The 19,261-nt window shown below is 60.2% G+C and carries 16 protein-coding genes and 1 pseudogene; 9 read left to right on the forward strand and 8 right to left on the reverse strand.

Going from position 1 to position 19,261, the window contains the following annotated elements:
* The first annotated feature begins 126 nt into the window (after positions 1-126).
* Positions 127-1,578: a bifunctional N-acetylglucosamine-1-phosphate uridyltransferase/glucosamine-1-phosphate acetyltransferase gene (gene glmU / locus ACIOTL_RS10745; protein WP_400342585.1), complete on the forward strand. Its 1,452-nt coding sequence runs from the start codon at positions 127-129 to the stop codon at positions 1,576-1,578.
* A 72-nt stretch (positions 1,579-1,650) separates the two neighbouring features.
* A complete protein-coding gene (locus tag ACIOTL_RS10750) occupies positions 1,651-2,631 on the forward strand; it encodes a ribose-phosphate diphosphokinase (protein WP_105657098.1) in 981 nt (326 codons plus the stop codon).
* Positions 2,632-2,795: 164 nt separating this feature from the next.
* On the opposite strand, the gene ACIOTL_RS10755 is transcribed toward ACIOTL_RS10750, so the two are convergent.
* Positions 2,796-3,278 carry a hypothetical protein gene (locus ACIOTL_RS10755; protein WP_133833055.1) on the reverse strand — a complete coding sequence of 161 codons (483 nt, stop codon included), beginning with the start codon at positions 3,276-3,278 and terminating at the stop codon, positions 2,796-2,798.
* Positions 3,279-4,101: 823 nt separating this feature from the next.
* On the opposite strand from ACIOTL_RS10755, the gene ACIOTL_RS10760 reads away from it, so the two are divergent.
* The 5 genes and pseudogenes from ACIOTL_RS10760 to sufU all read left to right on the forward strand — a co-directional run bounded on the left by ACIOTL_RS10760 (position 4,102) and on the right by sufU (position 7,512).
* Positions 4,102-4,398, forward strand: coding sequence for a hypothetical protein (locus ACIOTL_RS10760; protein WP_133833054.1), 297 nt, complete (start codon positions 4,102-4,104; stop codon positions 4,396-4,398).
* 214 nt (positions 4,399-4,612) lie between these two features.
* Positions 4,613-4,885, forward strand: a pseudogene (locus ACIOTL_RS10765) (50S ribosomal protein L25); the annotation flags it as partial.
* A 42-nt stretch (positions 4,886-4,927) separates the two neighbouring features.
* The gene (pth, locus tag ACIOTL_RS10770) at positions 4,928-5,509 is read left to right on the forward strand and encodes an aminoacyl-tRNA hydrolase (RefSeq protein ID WP_105657104.1); all 582 of its coding nucleotides are present in this window, start codon (positions 4,928-4,930) and stop codon (positions 5,507-5,509) included.
* A 257-nt stretch (positions 5,510-5,766) separates the two neighbouring features.
* Positions 5,767-7,059, forward strand: a complete 1,293-nt coding sequence (locus ACIOTL_RS10775) for a SufS family cysteine desulfurase (protein WP_133833245.1) — start codon at positions 5,767-5,769, stop codon at positions 7,057-7,059.
* Positions 7,060-7,512, forward strand: coding sequence for a Fe-S cluster assembly sulfur transfer protein SufU (sufU, locus tag ACIOTL_RS10780; protein WP_105657105.1), 453 nt, complete (start codon positions 7,060-7,062; stop codon positions 7,510-7,512).
* A gap of 80 nt (positions 7,513-7,592) precedes the next feature.
* Here sufU and nhaA read toward each other — a convergent pair whose 3' ends face one another.
* Both nhaA and ACIOTL_RS10790 read right to left on the reverse strand, forming a co-directional pair.
* A complete protein-coding gene (gene nhaA, locus ACIOTL_RS10785; protein WP_400342587.1) occupies positions 7,593-8,942 on the reverse strand; it encodes a Na+/H+ antiporter NhaA in 1,350 nt (449 codons plus the stop codon).
* Between the two features lie 170 nt (positions 8,943-9,112).
* Entirely contained in the window at positions 9,113-9,607 is a 495-nt protein-coding gene (locus tag ACIOTL_RS10790; protein ID WP_105657107.1) for a DUF2505 domain-containing protein, read from the reverse strand.
* Between the two features lie 240 nt (positions 9,608-9,847).
* On the opposite strand from ACIOTL_RS10790, the gene mfd reads away from it, so the two are divergent.
* Positions 9,848-13,462 carry a transcription-repair coupling factor gene (mfd, locus tag ACIOTL_RS10795; RefSeq protein WP_105661736.1) on the forward strand — a complete coding sequence of 1,205 codons (3,615 nt, stop codon included), beginning with the start codon at positions 9,848-9,850 and terminating at the stop codon, positions 13,460-13,462.
* A gap of 60 nt (positions 13,463-13,522) precedes the next feature.
* Here mfd and ACIOTL_RS10800 read toward each other — a convergent pair whose 3' ends face one another.
* The 5 genes from ACIOTL_RS10800 to ACIOTL_RS10820 form a co-directional block, all read right to left on the reverse strand.
* The gene (locus ACIOTL_RS10800) at positions 13,523-14,017 is read right to left on the reverse strand and encodes a tetratricopeptide repeat protein (RefSeq protein ID WP_133833050.1); all 495 of its coding nucleotides are present in this window, start codon (positions 14,015-14,017) and stop codon (positions 13,523-13,525) included.
* 84 nt (positions 14,018-14,101) lie between these two features.
* Positions 14,102-14,359 carry a hypothetical protein gene (locus ACIOTL_RS10805; protein WP_105657110.1) on the reverse strand — a complete coding sequence of 86 codons (258 nt, stop codon included), beginning with the start codon at positions 14,357-14,359 and terminating at the stop codon, positions 14,102-14,104.
* Positions 14,360-14,394: 35 nt separating this feature from the next.
* Positions 14,395-15,081 carry a deoxyribose-phosphate aldolase gene (gene deoC / locus ACIOTL_RS10810; RefSeq protein WP_400342588.1) on the reverse strand — a complete coding sequence of 229 codons (687 nt, stop codon included), beginning with the start codon at positions 15,079-15,081 and terminating at the stop codon, positions 14,395-14,397.
* 59 nt (positions 15,082-15,140) lie between these two features.
* Positions 15,141-16,871, reverse strand: a complete 1,731-nt coding sequence (locus ACIOTL_RS10815) for a phospho-sugar mutase (RefSeq protein WP_400342589.1) — start codon at positions 16,869-16,871, stop codon at positions 15,141-15,143.
* A gap of 52 nt (positions 16,872-16,923) precedes the next feature.
* Positions 16,924-17,724 carry a purine-nucleoside phosphorylase gene (locus ACIOTL_RS10820; RefSeq protein ID WP_400342895.1) on the reverse strand — a complete coding sequence of 267 codons (801 nt, stop codon included), beginning with the start codon at positions 17,722-17,724 and terminating at the stop codon, positions 16,924-16,926.
* A 126-nt stretch (positions 17,725-17,850) separates the two neighbouring features.
* Between ACIOTL_RS10820 and ACIOTL_RS10825 the strand changes: the two genes are divergently transcribed.
* The gene (locus ACIOTL_RS10825) at positions 17,851-19,260 is read left to right on the forward strand and encodes an NAD(P)H-quinone dehydrogenase (protein ID WP_181148819.1); all 1,410 of its coding nucleotides are present in this window, start codon (positions 17,851-17,853) and stop codon (positions 19,258-19,260) included.
* The last annotated feature ends 1 nt before the right edge of the window (position 19,261 follow it).

Consider the following 19,261-nt stretch of genomic DNA (forward strand, 5'->3'; position numbering starts at 1 on the left):
AGCGTCACGCAAGTGGCGCTTTTATTTTTTAACCAGTTTCAGCGCACCCCGGAGCTCGCGATAGACTTGCTTTGAGGTTTTACTTCTCTGCCCAAAACCTTGAATCCAATTTGCAGGAGAATGCACTTGAGTGATCAGGTCAACGCACCAGTAGCTGTCATCGTCCTAGCCGCCGGCGCTGGCACTCGCATGAAATCGGCGAAGCCGAAGATCATGCATGAAATCGCAGGTCGGTCGATGATTGGCCACGCACTCTACGCGGCTTCCGCGTTGGAGCCGCAGAACCTGGTAGCGGTGGTCCGCCACCAGCGTGATCTGGTCGCAGAGCACATTCTGGGACAGTTCCCTTCCATCACCATTGCCGACCAGGATGAAATCCCGGGTACCGGCCGCGCCGTGCAGTTGGGCTTGGAAGCCGTGGACCCATCGCTTGAAGGCACCGTTGTGGTGACCTATGGCGATGTGCCGTTGCTCACCAGCGAGGTGCTCCAGGAACTGGTTACTACGCACGAGTCGAACCGCAACTCCGTGACCGTGCTGACCACCGAATTGGATGACCCTAACGGCTACGGCCGCATCCTGCGCGATGAACAGGGCGAGGTGGCAGGAATCCGCGAGCAGAAGGACGCTTCGGCAGAAGAACTGCTGATCAAGGAAATCAACTCCGGCATCTACGCTTTCGATGCCCAGATCCTGCGTTCGGCGCTGACCGAGGTCACCACCGAAAATGCGCAGGGCGAAATGTACCTGACCGATGTGCTCGCCATCGCCCGCGCACGCGGTGGCCGCGTCGCCTCCTCGCAGATCGCTGACCGCTGGCAGATCGAGGGCGCCAACGACCGCGTCCAGGTTTCCAATCTGGCCCGCATCTACAACGAGCGCAAGACCGAATTCTGGATGCGCCAGGGCGTGACCATCGTTGATCCGGCGACCACGTGGATCGACGCTGACGTCATGATCGGCCAGGACGCCACCCTCAAGCCAGGCACCCAGCTGCACGGCGAGACCATCATCGGCGCCAATGCCACTGTTGGCCCGGACAGCACCCTGACCAACGTGGTTGTTGGCCAGCGCGCTACCGTGAAGCGCACCGACGCCACCGACTCGCGCATCGCTGATGGCGCCTCGGTTGGCCCGTTCGCCTACCTGCGTCCCGGCACCGACCTCGGTGCGGATGGCAAGATCGGCGCCTTCTACGAAACCAAGAACGTCACGATTGGCCGTGGCTCCAAGCTCTCGCACCTCGGCTACGCCGGAGATGCTGAAATCGGTGAATTCACCAATATCGGCTGCGGCAACATCACCGCAAACTACGATGGCGAAAAGAAGCACCGCACCAAGATCGGTTCGCATGTGCGCACCAGCTCCAACACCGTATTCGTTGCCCCGGTTGAAATCGGGGACGGCGCCTACACCGGAGCCGGAGCCATCGTCCGCAAGAACGTCCCGGCCGGTGCCTTGGCACTGTCTGTGGCACCGCAGCGCAACTCCGAGGGGTGGACGCTGGAAAAGCGCCCAGGCACCTCCTCGGCTGACGCAGCGTTCAAGTCCTCGCTGAACTCTTCGGCTTCCGAGTAATTCAGCTACAGACTTCATTTCCTCGACAACAACCTCATACGTGATAGCGAAGCGAGCGAGAAAGCAAACCCCATGAGTGAAATCAGCCATAACGTCGACAAGAAGCTGGTGCTGGCCACCGGTCGTGCGCACCCTGAGCTGGCTGCAGAAGTAGCCAAGGAACTCGACACCGAACTGCTGCCGTTGAACGCCTACGACTTCGCCAATGGCGAGATCTACGTGCGTTCGGATGAGTCGGTTCGCGGCAAGGACGTTTTCCTGCTGCAGTCCTACCCAGCACCAACGAACAACTGGCTGATGGAACAGCTGATCATGATTGACTCGATGAAGCGTGCTTCGGCCCGCCGCATCACTGTCGTGGCGCCGTTCTACCCTTACGCGCGCCAGGACAAGAAGGGCCGCGGCCGCGAGCCGATCTCGGCCCGCCTGGTTGCCGACCTGTTCAAGACCGCCGGTGCTGACCGCGTGATTTCCTGCGATCTGCACACCGCACAGATCCAGGGCTTCTTCGACGGTCCGGTGGACCACCTGTTCGGCTTCCCGTTGCTGGCTGACTACATCAAGTCCAAGGTCGATGTAAATGAAGTCACCGTGGTTTCCCCTGACACCGGCCGCGTGCGCGTTGCCGAGCAGTGGGCAGATCGACTGGGCGGCACCCCGCTGGCCTTCGTCCACAAGTCCCGCGATCTGACGGTGCCTAACCAGGCCGAGTCCAAGACCGTGGTTGGCCAGGTGGAGGGCCGCATCGCGATCCTGATCGACGACATGATCGACACCGGCGGAACCATCGCAGGCGCTGTGCGCGTGCTGAAGGAAGCCGGCGCCAAGGACGTCATCATCGCGGCTACCCACGCGGTCTTCTCGGATCCGGCTGCCCAGCGTTTGGCTGATTGCGGTGCCCGCGAGGTTGTTGTCACCAACACCCTGCCAATCCCTGAAGAGAAGCGTTTCGAGAACCTCACCGTGCTCTCGATCGCCCCGACGATCGCCCGCGCGATCTCGGAAGTATTCCACGACGGTTCGGTCACGAACCTGTTTGACGGCCGCGCCTAGCAGCCCTCGTTTCGCAAAGCCTCTGGCCGGCACCTTAGGGTGCCGGCCAGAGGCGGTTAAGCGATCATTGACAGTGCCCGTAAGAGGAACCCCTTCTGGGACAGCTCGAAATAAATGCCGGTGTCGCTCTGCTTCATGCTTCGTTCCGTGTGGTGGAGCGAGGATTAGCCAGTGATCGCTTCCGCAACTAGCCTGGCGTCCTGAAGGTTGGCCAATACGAACTGATAGCGGTAGCCCTTTGAATCCGAGAAGGTCACGGCAGCGGTTCCACCCATATTCAGTCTCGTGAGGGAGCCGTGTTCATGCGTCGTGACGGGCCAGTTCACCAAGCCAAGGTTCATGCCGTTATCCGTTGAAACCGAAACTTCATGCACGTCCTGTAGTGGCACGACCCGCTTCCAGGCAGGACCGGTTAGAATGACCGCTTGATCATCAACCGTCACCGTGATCCTTGCCAGCCTCCAGCACCACATGACAGCAAAAATCAGGGCAACAGCAACTAAATAGAATCCCCAAAGCGATTCGATGACAGCTACCACGGCGAAAATAACCGCAAGGATTGCAAAGATGAGGGAACCGCTCCACCGCTGCCAACCGGGCAAGCGTTCTGCGAATCTGAGGCTTTCCGTCTCTGCTTGGGGTGTCATCGCGCTTCATCTCCTGATGGTTGGCGGCGGTTTGGAAACCACCAGTCTCACAAGAAGAACCCTATCGTTGCTTGCTGACTTGGCCCAAAGCGCTGATGTAGAACGCGGAGTAGTGCCGTATCGGGGCATCCGGTCGTCACCGGCCAGGGTATCCCTTAAGGGGAACGTTCACTGGGACTAGAGTTTCGAGATGTCCAGAATTAGCGCGTGTTTTTTGCCTGTTTTCTGTATACGAAATAAGTCGCTGCTGAACAGATCGCGGCAGCAAGCGAAAGTGCACCCCATAGCGGATTGACCGGAAAAGCAAAACCCGCAGCGACCAGGAGTAGGACAGTTGCACCAATCGATAGTGATTTCATTACACCAGACTATCTAATTTCGAGAATAGGCACGTCCAGCTGAGGCAATGTGACTTTCTGGGGAGTTCGTTGAGAGTGTCCCGCAAGCCGGTCGTCATACGGGATATACGTGTTCTTGACTCGGCTAATCTTTGAAACACCGAGTTTTCAAACACTTCGGATTCCCATATACCCCGCCCGAGAAAATGCCCGGTGAAGGTGCCTTATACAGACACGGAAAACTATTATTTATGGTGGATCAAGGACCAAGAGGGGCAGCATGGAACTTGGCATACGCCAGGTCGCTGTGGGAGGGCTGGAACGCGCTGAGCTACTGCAACGCATGGTCCAAACAGGGGTTCAGCTTAACGACTACGCCAAAATGCTGTTAGCCCACCGGATTTTCGATGAGGTTGTGTCGGCCCCAAAAGGTGACCGTGGTAAGTCGTAATCTGCGACAGCTTGGTCTGGAGGTCGGAGCAACGTTGACTCAGGTCCTTGAACGCGCAGTCAGCGTCGGATTGAAGTTGTGCCCCGCCATGACCGGCCCGTATCTGCGACTGGATTTTCTGGACCAAGCGTCTTCCAGCAATTCAGTGCTCAGTGATGGGAAGAAGCCGGCTGATTCGTTGGCCGTCGCTTCCGCGGCACCCGGCGATCAGGAATTCCCGCGCGGATTCTATCTGCGGATGGTGGATGGAGTGCCGCGGCTGCGCGGTTATCGCTGCGATGACGCCCACGGCTTTACGCTGGACGATACTTTTATTTTCCAAAGCCGTTGAGCGGAATCCAGGAATAGTGGCGTTCGCTACAGGTTTTCCCGTTGGCGATGGCAGCTGGTAGAATTGTTGACTGTGCCCAGGCGAGGGAAACACCAGCAATGGTGGGACCGTTATCGACAAGGCCGGAAAAGCTCTTTCATCTCCTAGATGTTGGATGCTTCCCGAGTCCACGCAAGGGCCTTAACGAAGCATTCATTTCCTAAGGAGAATTATCATGGCATCTGTCAACCTTGACGCCGTTGTACGTAGCGATTTCGGCAAGGGCGCTGCCCGCCAGGCTCGCCGCGATGGCCAGATCCCAGCAGTTGTCTACGGTGCAGGCTCCGAGCCACAGCACGTACTGCTTCCAGGCCGCGAAACCACCCTGGCCGTTCGCGACCGCGGTGTTGAGCTGGTTCTGAACATCGAAGGCAAGACCGTGAAGACCACCATCAAGGACATCCAGATCCACGCGCTGAATCGCACCGTTGATCACATGGACCTGATCATCGCTGCCTAATTACAGCGAACTAGGTTTTAGCTGAGCATCATGAGTGATGGAACTTGGCTCGTAGCCGGACTCGGAAACCCCGGGTCCGGCTACGCTGGCAATAGACACAATATCGGGCAGATGGTGCTCGATGAGCTGGCTCATCGAGTCGGCTCGAAATTCAAGACCCACTCCTCGCGTTCCCAGGTTGTCGAAGGACGCATGGGGGTTGGCGGTCCACGCATCGTGCTGGCCAAGCCCATGGTTTTCATGAATCTTTCGGGCGGGCCGGTAGCTAACGCGGCAAAGTTCTTCGGCATCGATGCCGCCCGGCTGATTGTCGTGCACGACGAGATCGACATTCCCTTCGATACCATCAAGCTCAAGCGCGGTGGCGGTGAAGGCGGGCATAACGGCCTGCGGGATATCTCCAAGGCCATGGGCTCCAAGGACTACCTGCGCGTGCGCGCAGGCGTTGGGCGCCCTCCGGGCCGCATGGATACTGCCAAATGGGTTTTGCAGGACTTCTCCAAGACCGAAAAGGCCGATCTTCCGTTTCTGATCGACAATTGCGCTGACGCAGTGGAATTGCTGATGAACTCGGGTTTGGAAGCTGCCCAGGCAAAATTCCATATCAGCTGACCACTGATCCCTATGGGGCGCGGTGAAGCCAAGCGGGGACCGCTGGGGACTTGAACGGTCCGCAGCGGTCCTCGACTTCATTAAATTAGGAAAGCTATGGACCGAGGCGTTCCTTACTAAGGCCTAACTTAGATGTGCTTCGAGGCCCGGAGTGGAATAATTACCCAATGTACCCCTTGCCTAATAGGCCTGTGACGATTCTTTGCCACGGCCTGCCGGGCATCCATGACAATTATTCGGAGGACCACGTGCACACGATGACCGGTCAGCCAGAAGCCCTTGAGGCGTTGACAGCTGGAGAAGTTGAGCGCATCAAGGCCGACTTTGAAATTCTGGAGCACCAAGTCAACGGCGTTGACGTTGTGTACCTGGACTCCGGCGCCACCAGCCAGAAGCCGCGTTGCGTCTATGAAGCCGAGCAGCACTACTACGAGAACGCCAACGCAGCAGTACACCGCGGTGCGCATTCCTTGGCAGTTGAAGCGACCGAGATCTTTGAGGAAGCCCGCGAGAAAGTCGCCAAGTTCATCGGTGCACGCACCAACGAACTGGTGTGGACTGCTAATGCCACCGAAGCGCTGAACCTGATCAGCTACTCGATGTCCAATGCCTCCTTGGGGCGCGGGGGAGAGGCCGCGGCCCGATTCCGCTTGGGCCCGGGCGATGAAATCCTCACCACCGAACTTGAACACCACGCGAACCTGATCCCGTGGCAGGAACTGGCTTTCCGCACCGGTGCTACGCTGCGTTACGTGCCAGTCACCGAAGACGGTGCACTGCGCTACGAATTGCTTGATGAGCTGGTTACCGAGAAAACCAAGCTCGTTGCCTTCACCCACGTTTCGAATGTGCTGGGCACCATCACCGATACCCAGAAGTTCGTTGACGCTGCCCGCAAGGTCGGCGCCCTGACCGTGCTGGACGGATGCCAGTCCGTGCCGCACCTGCCGGTCGACGTGAAAGCCTTGGACGTTGACTTCATGGCCTTCTCCGGCCACAAGATGCTCGGCCCAACCGGAATCGGCGCACTCTACGGGCGTGAAGAACTGCTCAACGCAATGCCACCGTTCCTCACGGGTGGATCGATGATCACCGTGGTGGACATGGAGCACGCAGAATACATGCCATCGCCGCAGCGTTTCGAGGCCGGAACCCAGCGCATCGCTCAGACCCACGGCTTGGCTACCGCAGTCAGCTACCTGGATGAAATCGGCATGGGCCGTATCGCGGCCTGGGAAGAGCACCTCGGAGCAATGCTCTATGAGGGCATCTCGAAAATCGAAGGCGTGCGCGTTTTCGGTCCGGCCGACGCGCAGCGTATCGGTACTGTCCCGTTTGAAGTGATCGGGGTGCACCCGCATGATGTCGGCCAGTACCTCGACTCGCGCGGCATTGCGGTACGCGTGGGCCACCACTGTGCGCAGCCGCTGCACCGCGCCCTGGGCGTGAATTCCACGACCCGCGCCAGCACCTATCTGTACAACACGGAAGAAGACATCAAGGCCCTGCTTGAGGCCTTGAGCTCCGTGCGCGAATACTTTGGAGTTTAAATGAACGAATTGGATCAGCTATACCAACAGGTCATCTTGGACCACTCGAAGCGCCGCATCGGTTCGCCGCTGGTCGAAACCACCGAAGGATTGCTGCACGGCGAGTCCCACCAGCACAACCCGATCTGCGGCGACCAGATCCGTGTCCGCGTAGAGCTCGATGACCAGGAGCATTTCACTTCGATGAGCTGGGAAGGCGATGGCTGCTCCATCTCCATGGCCTCTGCCTCGGTGCTGGCCGAGATGCTGCCTGAACTGACTAAGGAAGAATTTCTTGGAAAGCGGGACTATTTCCGCGAGATGATGCGCTCCAAGGGAAACTTCCAGCCGGATGAAGAGGTGCTGGAAGACGCTGCTGCCTTCGTCGGCGTCTCCAAGTTCCCCGCACGCGTCAAGTGCGCAATGCTCGCTTGGGTGGCCGCTGAGGTCGCGATGCACGAGGCCCGCAAATAGTAGCAAAACCAAACAGCTCGGGCGCCGGCTTCCACATGTGGAAGCCGGCGCCCGAGCTATTTCTTCAGGATTCCAGAAGGCTACTTTCCTTCGTAGTCCTGCTGGTACACATCAGGGATGCCATCCTTATCGGCATCGCGGGTCTCGCGCTCGTGGATGACCTTGTATCGGCGGTTACGGGGAATCAGCCACAGGGCACCGAGGATCGCGGCAACGAATGAACCAGCCAGGATTGCTACCTTGGCATGCTCATAGTGCGCCGACTCCAAGCCGAAGGACAATTCGGAGACCAGCAGGGATACGGTGAAACCGATACCTGCCAGCAACGTGACACCCAGCAGGTCGCCCCAGCGGGCATCCTTGTCCAGCGAGGCCTTGGTGAACCGGGTCAGCACCCAGGTCGAGCCCATAATGCCGATCGGCTTGCCGAGCACCAGACCCAGCACGATGCCCCAGAACACCGGATCGGTGAGCAGGCCGCCGCTGCCATTGTCAGGGGAAATCACGGTCACGCCGGCGGCGAAGAAGGCGAAGATGGGAATGCATATGCCGGAGGACAGCGGGCGGAAACGGTGCTCGAATCGTTCAGCCAGGCCGATGCCGTCACGGCCATCGGTGCGCTTGACCGGGACACAGAAGCCCAAGACCACACCGGCGATGGTGGCGTGGATGCCGGAGCCGAAGACGAAGATCCAGGTAATGACACCCAGCGGCAGCAGGATTGCCCACGCGGCCCACGCACGCTTGGCGAAGAACTTGCCAAGGAAACGGGCAAGGACCGTGAAGAGAATGATGGGGATCAGCGACAGGCCCAGGTAGGACAGCTTCAGGTCATCGGTGAATACGACGGCGATAATGACAATAGCGATCAGGTCATCGACTACAGCCAGAGTCAGCAGGAAGATGCGCAGCGCTGCGGGAAGCGCCGAACCAATCACCGCGAGCACAGCCACGGCGAACGCAATGTCTGTTGCGGTTGGAATGGCCCAGCCACGCAACAACTCACCGCCACCGGACATGGAAGCGATAGCGACAAAGATCAATGCCGGCACCAGCACGCCGCCAAAAGCGGCCGCTACCGGTACGGCTGCCGTTTTCGCATTGCGCAGGTCGCCAATGACGAATTCTTTTTTCAGCTCCAAGCCGGTCAGGAAGAAGAACACCGCCAGCAGAGCATCGGCAGCCCAGTGGCCGATGGACAGATTCAGATCCACACCGAAAAGGGTAGGTCCGAAGTGGAAGTCACGCAGTGCGAAGTAGGACTCGCGCAGCGGGGTGTTAGCCCAGATCAATGCCAGCAAAGCGCCGGCGATGAGTACCATGCCGCCGACGGTTTCCTTGCGCAGGATGTCGCCGATACGGATAGATTCTTTATAGCTGGGGCGCGAAAACAGGTTCTTGCTGGAACCCGAAGACGGAGTTTGGGTCATGCTTTTAACTCGCTTACTTCGTTAAATGAATATTTCTCGCCGACCAGACTTCCCGGCACACCTGTCACCAACCCTAGCGCGAACAGTGCTTCAGAGCACAAATCCCCGGACGCTTTGCGAGAAATCGCACGTCCGGGGACTGAATGTGAAACGTAACTATTCGGAGTGGCTTATTTCGAAAGCCAGGCATTGACCTGAGCAGCCTGCAAATTCAGTGCCTTGCCCAGGTAAGGCTCCGCAGCCGAAGCCAACTTGCCGCCGATGAATGGAATCGACGAGGAAACCTTGGCGTCAATGGAGAATTCGGAAGTTTCGCCCTGGGCCTTGAGCTGTTCGGTGCCGCTGACGGTCACCGGAACACCGGCAACGGAGATCTTTACCGTAGCCGAGCGGTTGCCGGCAGCATCTGGTGCTGTCCACTGGTCTACCTGGGTGATCTCGATGGTCGCGCCAACGAACTTGCGGGCGATATCCGGAACGCGATCGGTGGGGACCGAACGAACGGTGGTCACGGTGAAGGCGCCTGCGGTATCGCCGTTCACGGAGAAATCGGTCAAGGAACCGTTGGCGACCTTGGTCAGGTGCTCGGCAAAGCCACGATCGCTAAGCGTAGCGATGACCTGGTCTGCAGGGTGGGCGATCTGAGTGCTTGCGTTCAATGCCATGAAAGCTAATCCCAATCTGGAAATCTAAGTGGCCGGGCAACGAAATCGCAGGCCCGGCAACGGACAGTATTAACACTATCTGCAAAGCCGCATTGGGTAGGCTAGGACTGCACCCAAAACAGCATATTGACGTTTCCGGCCGTGGAAAAACATTTACGGTCGGCGTTCGTGGTGTCGTTTCGACGTAATACAGTATGAATGCACCCGGCCAAGCGTCTGCATGAGAGGACCCGAACCCCCATGAGCCTAAGCGGACTTCATGATTTCCTGCGCGAGGAACCTTCCTTCAGGCGTATTGGGCAAAGCGCAGCTCATGACTACCCGACGCGCAGCGAAGAGCTGGAAATCGCGGCCCCGCAGGGCATGCGACCGATCCTCTCGGCGCATATCAGCCAGGCGCTGCGTGAAAGCAAGCATTCGGGGGTGACGCTCATCGTCACCGCGACCGGCCGTGAAGCCGAAGAAGTCTCCAGCTCACTGGGTGCCTACCTCCCGGCAGGCCAGATCGCCGAGTTCCCTTCTTGGGAAACCTTGCCCCATGAGCGCTTGTCGCCGCGAAGCGATACCGTGGGACGCCGCCTGGAAGTGCTGCGCCGCCTGCACGACCGGGATGAGAGCCTAAACATCATCATTGCTCCAATTCGTGCCGTGCTGCAGCCGTTGGTCGCCGGCCTTGGCGAATTGCGCCCGGTCATCCTGGAACTGGATGCCGAGCCGGGCTTCGATAAAGTCATCAAGGACTTGGCTGCTGCGGCTTATGCCCGAGTGGACATGGTGACGCACCGCGGCGAGTTTGCGGTGCGTGGTGGCATCATCGATGTTTTTCCGCCGACATTGGACCATCCGGTCCGCATTGATTTCTTCGGGGACCAGATCGACTCGATGCGATTCTTCGCCATCGCAGATCAGCGGTCCACTGATGATCCCGGTCCCACCCGGATCATTGCCACGCCCTGCCGTGAAATGCTCATCACCCCGCAGGTGATGAGCCGGGCAGCGAATCTGAAGAACCATTTCCCGGCTGCCCAGGAAATGCTCACCAAGATTGCCGGCGGCATCGCTGTTGAAGGCATGGAATCCTTGGCTCCGCTGCTGGTGGACAAGATGGTTCCGCTGCTGTCCTTGCTGCCGGAATCGTCCATTGCGCTGGTGATGGAGCCAGAGCGCGTGCGCGCCCGCGCGCATGACCTGAACGCCACCAATGCCGAATTCCTGGCTGCCGCGTGGGCTTCGGCTTCGGATGGAGCCAGCGCTCCGTTGGATCTGACCACCGCGGATTCCGAGCGAAAGCTGGCTACCGGTGATTTTGCCTCGCTGGCAGAAACCGTAGAACACGCACAGGCCGCCAAGGTTTCCTGGTGGGCTATTACCTCCCTGGGTGCCGATGACGAGCTGGATTTGGGCGCGGCCACCATCCGTGTCCCGGCCCGTGAACCGCACGGCTACCAGGGCGACATCGAGGCGATGATGGAATTCATCGCAGGACGAGTCAAGGACCAATGGCGTTTCGTCGTGGCTACCGAGGGGCCCGGCCCGGCAGCCCGCCTTTCGGAGCTTTTCGCCGAGTTCAAGATCCCGGCACACAGGGTGGATGACCTGTCCGCGGAACCCACCGCTGGACTGATCGAGATCACCCAGGCCACCGCCGGCCGCGGGTTTGTCTTCGAGGAACTGAAGCTGGGCCTGCTCACCGAAGCAGATTTGCTGGGCCGGTCCAGCGCGTACCCGAACCGCAAGGGCCGCAAGCTGACGGTCAAGCGCAAGCGCAATGCCGTTGATCCGCTGAGCCTGCAGGCCGGGGACTACATCGTCCACGAACAGCACGGCATAGGCAAGTTCGTCGAGCTGATGGCCCGCAAGGTCAATGGCTCGGGCAAGGATGCCAAGCGCGAGTACCTGGTGGCGGAGTACGCCTCTTCCAAGCGCGGAGCCCCGGGGGACCGTCTGTTCGTCCCGATGGACCAGCTGCATATGGTCACCCGGTATGTCGGCGGCGAAGCTCCGACCTTGTCCAAAATGGGCGGTTCGGACTGGGCCAGCACCAAGTCCAAGGCGCGCAAGGCCGTCAAGGAAATTGCTGGCGACCTGATTAAGCTCTACTCGGCTCGCATGGCCAGCCGTGGCCACGCCTTCGCATCAGACACCCCGTGGCAGAACGAGCTGGAGGAAGCCTTCGCGTTCATCGAGACTCCGGATCAGCTCACCGCCATCAACGAGGTGAAATCCGATATGGAGAAGGAAATCCCGATGGACCGGTTGATTTCCGGTGACGTGGGCTTTGGCAAAACCGAAATCGCGGTTCGCGCCGCCTTCAAGGCCGTCCAGGACTCCAAGCAGGTTGCCGTGCTGGTTCCTACCACCCTGCTGGCTTCCCAGCACCACCAGACCTTCACCGAACGCTATTCGGGCTTCCCGGTCCGCGTGAAGACCCTCTCGCGTTTCCAGAGCGCCAAGGAATCCAAGGAAATCCTGGCCGGCCTCAAGGACGGCAGCGTGGATATTGTCATCGGCACCCACCGCCTGCTCTCCAAGAACGTGGAGTTCAAGAACCTGGGCCTGGTCATCATTGACGAGGAACAGCGCTTCGGAGTGGAGCACAAGGAAGAGCTCAAGAAGATGCGCACCAACGTGGATGTGCTGGCGATGAGCGCCACCCCGATCCCGCGTACCTTGGAGATGTCGCTGACAGGCATCCGCGAAACCTCCACCTTGGCGACCCCGCCCGAAGAACGCCATCCGGTGCTGACCTACGTGGGTCCACGCAGCGACAAGCAGATTTCCGCGGCCATCAAGCGTGAGCTGATGCGTGATGGCCAGGTGTTCTTCGTGCACAACCGGGTCAGCTCCATTGAGCGGGTGGCGGCCGAATTGCGCGAGCTGGCCCCCGAAGCGCGCGTGGAGGTAGCCCATGGCAAGATGAGCGAATCCCGGCTGGAGCGGATCATCCAGGACTTCTGGGAGAAGAAATTCGACGTGCTGGTCTCCACCACCATCATCGAAACCGGCCTGGATATTTCCAATGCGAACACGCTGATTGTGGACCGCGCGAACAACTACGGCCTGTCCCAGCTGCACCAGCTGCGCGGGCGCGTTGGGCGCGGCCGTGAGCGTGCCTACGCCTACTTCCTGTGGGATGTAGAGAAACCGCTGGGGGAGGTCGCCCTGGAGCGCCTGAAAGCCGTTGCCGCGCACAACGAGCTTGGCTCCGGCTACCAGCTGGCCATGAAGGACCTGGAACTGCGTGGAGCCGGTAATCTGCTGGGTGGCGAGCAGTCCGGGCATATCGCCGGTGTGGGCTTCGACTTGTACCTGCGCCTGGTAGGCGAGGCCGTGGCCGATTACAAGGGCGAAGGCGAGGAAGAAGCCGCCGAGATGAAGATTGACCTGCCGGTCAATGCCCACCTGCCACACGACTATGTACCTGGTGAACGACTGCGTTTGGAAGCCTATCGCAACATTGCCCAGGCCGAGACCGACGAGGCGCTGGGTGAAGTCCGCGATGAGCTGGTGGATCGCTATGGCAAGCTTCCAACTCCGGTGGAGAACCTCATGCGCGTCGCGGCCCTGCGTATTCGCGCGCGTGCTGCGGGGCTGCATGATATCCAGCAGGTCGGCAACCACATCAAGCTGGCTCCGGCCAGAATTGAAGACCTGCCAGCTTCGCGCCAGGTGCGCTTGGAACGCCTGTACCCGGGGGCTGCGAACAAGCCGGCGCTGAATTCGATCTTCATCCCGAAGCCCAAGACCTCGCCCATTGGCGGACGGGACTTGGCCGACGGGGAGATCCTGGAGTGGGCGGAGAAGCTGCTCTACGCTATTTTCGAGCCAACACCCGCACCGGCAGCAAAGGACTGATTCGGTTGAACTCGCGGGCCAGTAGGATGCCTTTTCCTGCAGGCTGCTGGCCGGCGTTTGCTACCGCTGGCCCGAGGCAGCAGGCGAGGCCAGTTCTCCGGCGTAGCCCTTGATCGCCCGGGCGTAGAGCGAGGCATGGCGCGCTAATGCGCTGACCGCCAGCTGGACCGCTTCGGTGGATTGCCCGGCATCGTGCAGGGCCAGAACCAGGAAGGCCTGGGCGTCGGTAAAGATCGGTGAATCGGCAGTGATCTGCTGCAACAGTTCGATGGACTGGGTGTACTGCCCGAGATTGCGCAGCGTGCTGGCTAGCTGGAGCAGCGCTTCATCGTGCCTTGGCGCTTCCAGCCCAGCTTCCAGTGCCGCCCGGTAGGGGCCGACCGCTTGTTCTTCTTCCCCTAGGTAGTCGTGCAGGGACGCGACCTCGAAGAGCACCCGCGGATCCTGCGGATCCTTGCCCTGCACCAGGAGTGCCAGTTCGGTGCGCAACTGTTCAGGGCGTTTGCCATTGGCTGAGTTCCAGAACTCTTCGATGCGCTGATCCCATGATTCCATGGGGCCAGTCTAAGCGAGGCAAGGCAGCTTAAACGCAAGAGAGGGAAACCCGGACACGGGTTTCCCTCTCTTGAAAAGTTCTAATTAATTCTGGTGGGCGTTAGCTGCCGCAACCAGATCCTCAGCCTTTTCCGCGCGACCCATCAGGTGCATCGGGATAGCGAAAGCCAAGAACATCAGAGCGAAGCTGACCAGGGTCGGCCACCAAGCAACCTCAAGGGTCCAGTAGCCCAAGGTGTAGACGCCAGCCGAGAACATCACGAAGAAGATCACGAGGTTGACGATATTGCCGACAAGGCGGCCTTCACCGGAATGGGCAGTGTTCTTGCCGTTCGAGTACACTTTTTCTCCTTGGGAAAACGGATTGGTGCGATTTCCTAGTAGCTGGAACCGCTTTGCTCTCCCTCTAGGATAGCAACTCCTGAGCTAGAACCTAGCCGGGTCGCACCGGCCGCAATCATGGCCCGCGCGGTTTCAACACTGCGAACGCCGCCCGAGGCCTTGACACCCATTTCCGGGCCGACGGTCTTGCGCATCAGCTCGACGTCTTCGACGGTCGCGCCGCCGGTGGAGAAACCGGTGGAAGTCTTGACGAAATCAGCGCCAGCGGCCTTTGCGGCCTCGCAGGCCAGGACCTTGGCTTCCTCGGTGAGCAAGCAGGTTTCGATGATGACCTTCAAGATGGCTCCACCTTCATGCGCGGCCTGCGCAATGGCGAAGATCTCGTTGACCAAGGCATCCCGATCGCCACGCAGGGCGGCGGCAACGTCGATCACCATGTCGATTTCGTTGGCACCGTCTGCAACTGAGTGCTTGGTTTCGAATACCTTGGTATCGGTGGCCGAGGCACCCAGCGGGAAACCGATGACCGAACAGGTCAGTACGTCCGAGCCTTCCAGCTCGCGCGAAACGGTGGAAACCCACAACGGGTTGACGCAGACCGACTTGAAGCCGTACTTCTTGGCTTCCTCGCAGATCTGCACAATTTGTTCGCGGGAAGCATTCTGAGCCAACAGGGTGTGATCGATGTAGCTTGCGATCTCGCGGGCGCTTAGTTCAGTCATCATTTCCTCTAATAATAAAGATTTCAATCATTTCAAATGAAGGTCTCGAAGGGGTAAGCCTAGTTGGCATTCAGGTAAGCTGCCAATTCATCCTTGATTGCCAAGACCTGCGCGGTAGCGCGTTTGCGGGCTTCAGGGACCTCGGCCAGATCATCGACCGGCTCAATAGTTTCCAAGTAGCACTTGAGTTTCGGTTCCGTTCCCGAGGGCCGAACGATCACGCGGGCACCGGAAAATGTATGCAAGACCATGGCGTTGGTCGCAGGGAGCTTCTCGGTGCCCCTGGACAGGTCGGTCACCTCGGAAACCTCGGAGCCGCCCAGCGAGGCCGGAGCGTTCTTGCGGATCTTTTCCATGAGCACCGGGATCTGCGCCAAGTCGGTGAAGCGCAGGGACAGCTGGTCGGTGACGTGCACGCCATGCTTGGCGGCCAGTTCATCCAGGCGGTCCGGGATGGAGCCGCCCGAGGCCTTCAACTGCGCAGCCAGATCGGCCAGGACGATCCCGGCAGAAATCCCGTCTTTGTCGCGCACCAGTTCCGGGGCTACGCAATAGCCCAGGGCTTCTTCGTAGCCGTAGCCCAGGTCCTCAACGCGTGAGATCCACTTGAATCCGGTCAAGGTTTCTTCGTGCTCGCGTCCGGCGTCCTTGGCGATGGCTGCCAGCATGCGCGAAGACACGATGGAATTGGCCAATTTCTTGCCCTCTGGCAAGGTCTTGGAGACCTGGTCCCCGAGCAGCCAACCTACCTCATCGCCGCGCAGCATCCGCCAGCTGCCGCCGTCGAGGATGGCTGCCGCGCAACGGTCGGCATCGGGGTCATTGGCAATGACCAGATCAGCACCGACCGTGCGGGCCAGTTCCAGCGACAGGTCGATGGCCCCTGGCTCCTCGGGGTTAGGGAACTTCACGGTAGGGAAGAGCGGATCGGGGTGTTCCTGCTCAACGACCATGTGCACGTCGTCGAATCCAGCGCTCAGCAGGGCTTGGCGCATGGTGTGGCCACCCACGCCGTGCATTGCCGAAACCACAATTCGCAGATTCTTGCGCACCAGGCCCTGCGGCTGGTTCGCTTCGATGATCGGGTGGATGGAAGCGAGATAGGCTGCCTCGATATCGCCTACTTCGCCTGGGGCCGGGAGCACTTCCCAACCGGACTGTGCCAGCGGGATCTGCGCCACTGGCTGGTCATGGTCAATCAAGGAAGCGATCTGCGCATCGATCGGGGAGACGATCTGAGCCCCGCGGCCCGGCGCATCTGTGATCCTGCCGCCCACGTATACCTTGTAGCCGTTGTCCCGCGGAGGGTTGTGGCTGGCCGTGACCATGACGCCGGCTTCCGCGCTGAATTCACGAACGGCCCAAGCCAGCACCGGGGTCGGCAAGGCCGAGGGCATCAGCAGCACCTCAAAACCGGCAGCGGCGAAGACGGCTGCTGAATCCTTGGCGAAGGCATCCGAGTTGAAACGGGCATCGAATCCGATGACGACCTTCGGGACATATCCGCCGTTGGCCTTTTCGCCCAGGAAACGGGCGATGCCCGCAGCGGTGCGCAGGACTACCACACGGTTCATGCGCATCGGGCCGGCGCCCAATTCGGCACGCAGGCCTGCGGTGCCGAATTCCAGGACGCCGCTGAAGCGGTCGGCGATGTCCTCGAAGGCCAGCGCGTCGCCGTCGGTGACGCGCTGGATCAGTAATTGCAGTTCTTCCTGCGTTTGCGGATCGGGATCCTGGGCTGCCCATTGGCCCGCCGCATCAAGCAACTGGATTTTCTGCGTGTGATTCACTGATTTCCCTTCGAAGGACACTGACTGCTTCTTTGCGCCGATAATGCGAGGCTTAGAGCTTCGCGATGATCTGTGCCAGCAATTTGGAGATGCGCGGACCGGCGGCCTGGCCGGCCTCGATGACTTCCTCGTGGCTCAGCGGCACCGGGCTGATGCCGGCGGCCAGGTTGGTCACCAGGGAAATGCCGAAGATCTCCATGCCTGCATGGCGGGCGGCTATTGCTTCCAATGCGGTGGACATGCCGACCAGATCAGCACCGATCACCTTGGCGTACTGGACTTCGGCCGGGGTTTCGTAGTGCGGTCCGGTGAACTGCGCGTACACTCCCTGATCCAGGGTCGGATCAACTGCGAGGGCAATCTCGCGCAGGCGCGAGGAGTACAGGTCGGTCAGGTCAACGAAGGTCGCGCCCTCCAAAGGGGAGGCGGCAGTGAAGTTGATGTGGTCCGAGATCATTACCGGGGTGCCTGGGGTCCAGTCCGGATTCAGGCCGCCGCAACCGTTGGTGAGCACCAGCTGCTCGCAGCCGGCAGCTGCCGCGGTGCGGATGGGGTGGACTACCGCGCGCACGCCGCGCCCTTCGTAGTAATGGGTGCGGGCACCCAGAACCAGGACCCGCTTTCCAGTGGACGTCAGGATCGAGGAGATGCTGCCCTTGTGCCCGGGTACGGCCGGGGCGTGGAAGCCTGGAATGGAGGCGGCATCCAGGGTGTGGGTGGTTTCGCCGATGAGTTCGGCGGCCTGGCCCCAACCGGAGCCCAGGACCACCGCGATGTCGTGTTTTTCGACGCCGGTCTGTTCGGCGATTGCCTGGGCAGCTTGTGCCGCCAGGACCTGTGGGTCATTTTGCATATCAGTCACGGGAAATACGCTACCGGTAGCGGGGCGCTTTGTCAGGTGAAACTAGTGCTTCAGATTCAAAATCACGTTCCGGGATCGTGCTTCGATGTGCGCAATCACCGTGCATGGTGAACAATAGTGAATGTGAGCGCAGATCGTAGGAATGAAGCAACCCGTTTAGTTATTCTCGGCGGAGGACCTGGCGGCTACGAAGCTGCCATGGGTGCAGCCCAGCTGGGCGCCAATGTCACCGTCGTGGAGCGTGCAGGCATGGGCGGTTCAGCGGTGCTGACCGACGTCGTGCCCTCCAAGACCCTGATCGCTACGGCGGACGCAGTGCGCCGGGTGAAGCACGCAGAGACCTTTGGAGTCCACGTTGACGGCCTCGACTCGGCCGTCACCGACTTCTCGGTGGTGAACCACCGCCTGCTGGATCTTGCCAAGGAGCAGTCCTCGGATATCCGCACCACCCTCGAACGCGCTGGCGTGCGCATCGTGATCGGCGAGGGCCGCTTGCTGGACGACCACACGGTTGCCGTATCGCACCCGGATGGTTCCGAGCAGGAAATCGAAGCGGACGCCATGCTGATTGCCGTGGGAGCCCACCCGCGCGAACTGCCTACCGCCAAGCCTGATGGCGAGCGAATCTTCAACTGGACCCAGATCTACAACATGAACGAGGTGCCTGAACACCTGATCGTTGTAGGCTCCGGCGTTACCGGTGCAGAATTCGCTTCGGCGTACAACTTGCTCGGTGCCAAGGTCACGCTGGTTTCCTCGCGCGACCGCGTGCTGCCCGGCGAGGATGCAGACGCAGCGGGCGTGCTGGAAGATGCTTTCAAGGACAACGGCGTCAACGTTGTTTCCCAGGCTCGCGCCGAGGGCGTGGAGCGCCAGGGCGACAGGGTGCTGGTCACCTTGGCGGATGGTCGCGTGCTCGAAGGCAGCCACTGCCTGGTTGCAGTGGGCGGCATCCCCAATACCGCCAACATGGGTCTGGAAGAAGCCGGTGTGCAGCTGACCGACTCGGGCCACATCAAGGTCGATGGCGTTTCGCGCACTACCGCAACCAACATCTACGCTACCGGCGACTGCACGGGCGTCTTCGCCCTGGCTTCGGTAGCAGCCATGCAGGGCCGCATCGCCGTGGCCCACCTGCTCGGCGACTCGGTAAAGCCATTGAACCTGGATCTAGTGGCATCCAACGTCTTCACCTCCCCGGAAATCGCTACCGTGGGTGTGACCCAGCGTGCGGTTGCCGAGGGCAAGTACCAGGCCAACATCATCAAGGTTGACCTGAACACCAACGCTCGCGCCAAGATGATGAACGTGGACCAGGGCTTCGTGAAGATCGTTTCCCGCAAGGGCTCGGGCACTGTTATCGGCGGTGTTGTGGTTGCTCCGCGTGCCAGTGAATTGATCTTCTCGCTGGCACTGGCGGTCCAGAACAGCCTTCATGTTGATGACGTGGCTGAGACCTTCACCGTTTACCCGTCGTTGTCCGGTTCGCTGGCCGAAGCGGCACGTCGCCTGCACCGTCATCGGTAGG

The organism is Glutamicibacter sp. NPDC087673 (genome assembly GCF_044743255.1).
Classification (GTDB): domain Bacteria; phylum Actinomycetota; class Actinomycetes; order Actinomycetales; family Micrococcaceae; genus Glutamicibacter.